At 39.7% G+C, this 5,225-nt stretch carries 4 protein-coding genes; 2 read left to right on the top strand and 2 right to left on the bottom strand.

Annotated features, from left to right (window positions below):
• On the bottom strand, positions 1–221 hold a 221-nt coding region (locus NLX67_RS22350), incomplete at its 3' end, for an SMI1/KNR4 family protein (RefSeq protein ID WP_254313598.1).
• 165 nt (positions 222–386) lie between these two features.
• On the opposite strand from NLX67_RS22350, the gene NLX67_RS22345 reads away from it, so the two are divergent.
• Positions 387–1,733, top strand: a complete 1,347-nt coding sequence (locus tag NLX67_RS22345; protein ID WP_254313597.1) for a TrkH family potassium uptake protein — start codon at positions 387–389, stop codon at positions 1,731–1,733.
• Positions 1,734–1,974: 241 nt separating this feature from the next.
• Here the strand turns inward: NLX67_RS22345 and NLX67_RS22340 are convergent, their stop codons facing one another.
• Positions 1,975–2,976: a sodium:calcium antiporter gene (locus tag NLX67_RS22340; RefSeq protein WP_309143167.1), complete on the bottom strand. Its 1,002-nt coding sequence runs from the start codon at positions 2,974–2,976 to the stop codon at positions 1,975–1,977.
• A gap of 416 nt (positions 2,977–3,392) precedes the next feature.
• Between NLX67_RS22340 and NLX67_RS22335 the strand changes: the two genes are divergently transcribed.
• Positions 3,393–5,027 (top strand): Na/Pi cotransporter family protein, encoded by a 1,635-nt coding sequence (locus NLX67_RS22335; RefSeq protein WP_254313596.1) that lies wholly within the window; start codon positions 3,393–3,395, stop codon positions 5,025–5,027.
• Positions 5,028–5,225: the final 198 nt, after the last annotated feature.

The raw sequence follows: 5,225 nt of genomic DNA, 5'->3' as shown, positions 1-5,225 counted from the left end.
TCCTCGTTTTGTCTAACCACGTCGTCCCACGTTTTTTTCATATTTTTAGGGTCTTTGATGGGAAACAAAGTCCATTCTCCAACTTCAGAACCATTGGCCAATTTAAACAATTGGACGTACTGATCCGGGAAACGAATATTCAACTTTTGTTCTGTTGCTCTTATCGCAGATTCCTCTACGCCTTTTTTATTTGTATCCAATAATTTTATAATTTCATGCATGATCTAACCTCCAAATTTTAATTTAACAGTCAATCTGAATGTAACTTAATTGCATTAAAGTACAAACATGCTGATAAAGACACACTAGTTAGCCGCTAGATAGCTTCTGCCTAAAGTTATGCTTATAATGGGGGTAGTTAATGAGCAAAGGAGTTCTATTTCTTTATGAGAATTATAAGAAAAAACGCATTAAAGCCCCCTCAAATCATTGTAGCTTTTTATCTGATCGCAACCATCATTTCTATAGGCCTGCTTAGTTTGCCTGTTTCGTTGAAACCTAGCGTACACTTAACCTTTCTAGATGTACTGTTTACAGCTGTAAGTGCCATCAGTGTTACAGGACTAGCCGTTGTTTCCACACCAGATACATTCAGTACAGCGGGCATTTTTATCTTAATGTTTATTCTGCAGTTTGGCGGCATTGGCATTATGACACTCGGTACGTTCATTTGGATGCTTGCCCGAAAGAGGATTGGTTTAAAGGAAAGACAGTTAATCATGACTGATCAAAACCAGTCTCAGCTGTCCGGACTGGTCAATCTTATGAGACAGATTCTCGCGATTATTCTCCTGATAGAGTTGATTGGCACACTGATACTCGGTACCTATTTTCTGAACTATTTTCCAACCTGGCAGGAAGCCTATTTTCAGGGGCTGTTTGCGGCGGTCAGTGCCACGACCAATGCGGGGTTTGATATCACAGGCAGTTCACTTGTTCCATTTGCCCAGGACTACTTTGTCCAATTTGTTCACATCATCCTGTTAACGCTGGGAGCCATTGGTTTCCCTGTATTGATCGAAGTGAAAAATTATATTACCAGCAAAAAAAAGAAATCAGGACCTTCTTTTTCTTTATATACAAAATTAACAACTATCACCTTCTTTTCGCTGCTTGTATTTGGAACTATAATGATTTTGTTATTAGAAGCCAATCATTTTTTTGAAGATAAAAGCTGGCATGAATCCTTCTTTTACGCCTTGTTTCAGTCGGCTACAACACGAAACGGCGGGCTGGCTACTATGGACGTTAGTGAGTTTTCTGAACCTACCTTGCTGGTGATCTGCTTCTTAATGTTTATTGGCGCTTCTCCCAGTTCGGTTGGAGGAGGCGTCAGGACCACCACTTTTGCGGTGAACCTCTTGTTTCTTTACTCGTTCGCAAAAGGATACCAAAACACAAAGGTATTTAAGCGTGAATTACATATAGAAGATGTAAGAAAATCATTTGTGGTCAGCTTTACGGCTTTCTTTATCTGTTTTATCGCTACCATTTTTCTTTCTGCAACTGAACCCTTTTCCCTGATGGAAATTTTATTTGAAGTAAGTTCTGCATTTGGTACCACAGGGTTATCAATGGGTATCACGCCAGAATTAAGCTCTCCAGGGAAGGTTGTTATTATCCTGTTGATGTTTATCGGCCGGATCGGAATTTTGTCCTTCATCTTTTTATTCAGCAAAGGAACTCCAAAAGAGAATTACCATTACCCAAAAGAACGGGTAATTATCGGGTAATTCCTATTTAAAATTTTATTTATTTTAGAATAAGCAATGAAGTACGCTAAAAAAATGCCTTGGATGTTTAACATTCAAGGCATTTCTAATACAACAAAAATTATTTATGTTGCATCCGAATATTTAAAATAAAAGCTGTGTTAAATTTTATTGTTGATTTAGATAAAAAAATAAGGGATCTCTTACAATTCAGGAAATACAATGTAGAAATCAAAAATGAAGGCGATTCAGATCCCTCTCTCTATCCAAGGAAAATTCTATAAGATGAGTAGAAATAACCTGCAATAATCAGCAGTGAAGGGAGAAGATAGCTTATAGAAGAAACTTCTTTTTTTCGACTAAGCGCCAGTATTAAAACGAAAGACAAAACGGATAAAGACAACGCTGTGACCTGATGGATGGGTAAAACATGTGAAAGAATGGGACCATCACGATAAAACGCATCAGATGCTGTTAAAATCAGCATATTAAAGATATTGCTGCCGAGTATAGAGCCGAGAGCTAGATTCACGTTTCTTAAGCGGAGAGCAACAAGCACAGCAATGGCTTCAGGCATAGAAGTAGTGGCCGCTAAGAAAAAGCTGCCGACGAAACTTGACCCAATTCCAGTGACTCGTGCAATTTCATCGCCGACAAAAGAAAGCGTCGTTCCTGCTGCAGTGATCAGCAAGGCCATAATGAAAAAGCCGACTATTGTTTTTTTGAGCGAAAACGGGGTTTTATCGGATAAAGCAGCTGAGTCATTGGCAGCCATATTCTGTTCAAGGTGGGATGCTTGGATCATTTTACTGATGATACATAGGCCTAGACCGTAAATGAGTACAATAAACAAAGAATCTACTCCAACTCCGTAAATCACATAGTCCGACTGCCGTATCAAAGCCAGAAGTACCATTAAGGAAAGGACCAATCCAAGCCCGGCTGTATATCTATGCTCATGGCCCACAGACTGGTACAAGCGTATTTTCCGGTACCATAAGTCAAAGCTCGCTATAATGAAAAGGTTAAATATGTTTGACCCTAGCATGTTTCCAACTGCGATATCCGGGTTTCCAAGAAAAACGGCGGAAATGCTTGTTGTTACTTCGGGCAGTGAGGTGGCGCCTGCCAGCAGGACCGTTCCGACAAGCATTCCGCCAAGTGACGTTTTCTCACTTAGTGCATCTGCATAATTGGATAGTGCAATGGCTGCTAATACGGTAGCGGCAGCAGCTGTTCCGAATAAAACAAAGAGCAAGAGCAAGAGGTCCCTCCTCCACGCTGACGTAATGAAAAAGCATTTTATTGTTTATTTCGAGAAAAATGAAGGCTTGTACTAATTCATTATATAAGAAGGTTTTCCTATTCATTCCTTCAAAAAGTTACTGTACAAAAAAGCCTGCAGACATCATCTTTAAAACGAAGACTTTCATAAATTTCTTAAATAAAGGCATTCAATCGGTCCTTTCCTGATAAATCAAACCGTCTGTATTGTAGTCATCCAGGAGAATCTATTTAAGCAGTAAATGTAATAATTATTACAATTTGTAATCTTTTCGTAATATAATGATTTAATTATTAATGAATTGTAAATTTAGTGTATAGACCCTTTCTTTTAACCTATCTCTTCTTCATAATAAGGGAGAATTTTGTCGAAAATTAGGGACTGGAGTTGAAGAGATGGAAATCAATATCCAAGAGATGCTGTTTCAATTTTTGGGCGGCCTTGGCATATTTTTATACGGAATTAAACAGATGGGTGATGGATTGCAGGCATCTGCCGGCGACCGCCTTCGTGAAATTTTAGATCGTTTTACGACAAACCCGCTAATGGGAGTGCTTGCCGGGATTCTTGTAACAATTTTAATTCAAAGCAGTTCGGGCACAACCGTTATTACTGTCGGTCTTGTAAGTGCAGGATTTATGACGCTGAGACAGGCTATCGGTGTCATTATGGGTGCAAACATCGGCACGACTGTAACGGCCTTTATTATTGGGATTGATATTGGTGAATATTCCTTGCCGATTCTTGCTTTAGGATCAATGCTGATCTTTTTCTTTGCCAATAAAAAAGTAAACAATAGCGGTCGGATTATCTTTGGATTCGGTGCGCTTTTCTATGGCCTTGAACTAATGAGCGGCGGTATGAAGCCGCTTCGTGAACTGGATGCTTTTCATGAATTAACGGTAAATATGGCTTCAAGCCCGATTTTAGGAGTGTTTGTTGGAACAGTTTTCACCATGATTGTGCAAAGCTCAAGTGCAACTATCGGGATTTTACAGGGGCTTTTTGCAGAAGGGCTCCTGGATCTTAATGCCGCGCTTCCTGTATTGTTCGGTGATAATATTGGTACAACGATCACAGCAGTTCTAGCATCAATAGGTGCCTCAGTTGCAGCAAGACGGGCTGCGGCAACCCACGTCTTATTTAATATAATCGGGGCAATTATTTTTCTAATAATCTTGCCGCTATATACTAGGTTTGTAAGCTATTTGCAAGAATCAATGAATTTAAATCCGGAAATGACCATTGCGTTCGCGCACGGCACATTTAACGTAACCAATACATTGATTCAATTGCCGTTTGTTGCGTTGCTGGCAATGATCGTGACAAAACTCATTCCTGGCCAGGATTCAATTGTTGAATATAAGCCGAAGCATCTTGATCCTATTTTTATTGAACAGTCTTCTTCAATCGCCCTGGGTCAGGCAAAAGACGAAATTGTCCGTATGGGTGAATATGCAGTTAAAGGAATGGAAGAAACACATCAATTTTTGAAAACGAAGCATCAAAAGCATGCTTCAACAGCGGGACAGCTGGAAGACGCAATTGATAATCTGGATCAAAAAATTACGGAGTATCTTGTGAAAATTGGTTCGAAGCAGCTGAGCGGTGCCGAGTCAGAACGACACTCAACATTGATGGACGCCGTTCGGGATATTGAACGCATCGGCGATCACGCTGAGAATATTTGTGAGCTTGTTGAATATCAGCAGACGAACAAAGTCCTGATCTCAGAGCAGGCATCTGCTGATCTGGATAGAATGTTTAAGTTAACAATTGAAACGGTTTCTAAGGCAATCCGTTCTCTGGATTCAACTGATTTGGATCTTGCCCGTGAAGTGACGGAGCAGGAAGAGCTCATTGACAAAATGGAACGGAAACTTCGTAAGCAGCATATATTGCGCATGAATGAGGGAGAATGTACAGGGCAGGCCGGTATTGTCTTTGTTGATATTATCTCGAACCTTGAACGTATGGGGGATCATGCAGTAAATATAGCTGAAGCAGTTCTCGGTATCCGGCATATATAAAAAGAAGCAGCCATTATGGCTGCTTTGTCTACAGTCTGAAGCACTTGATCATAGAGATCAAGTGCTTTTCTAATACAACATAATTGTATTTATGTTATATTCATTTATTTGTGATTTCTAATAATGGATTTGAGTCAATAATTTGGACACAAAAAAATTAAGTCTTAAGCTGTTTTTCTAATTTCATCCTCAATGGCT

Origin of the sequence: Domibacillus sp. A3M-37 (assembly GCF_024213455.1) — a bacterium.
In the GTDB taxonomy this organism is placed as follows: domain Bacteria; phylum Bacillota; class Bacilli; order Bacillales; family Domibacillaceae; genus Domibacillus; species Domibacillus tundrae.
The sequence above is the reverse complement of the archived record's forward strand: the minus strand, read 5'-3'. Positions and strand labels throughout refer to the sequence as shown.

Coding starts and splice junctions, on each gene's coding strand:
- NLX67_RS22335 (WP_254313596.1), top strand. CDS start 3,393: ATGGAAATCAATATCCAAGAGATGCTGTTTCAATTTTTGGGCGGCCTT.
- NLX67_RS22345 (WP_254313597.1), top strand. CDS start 387: ATGAGAATTATAAGAAAAAACGCATTAAAGCCCCCTCAAATCATTGTA.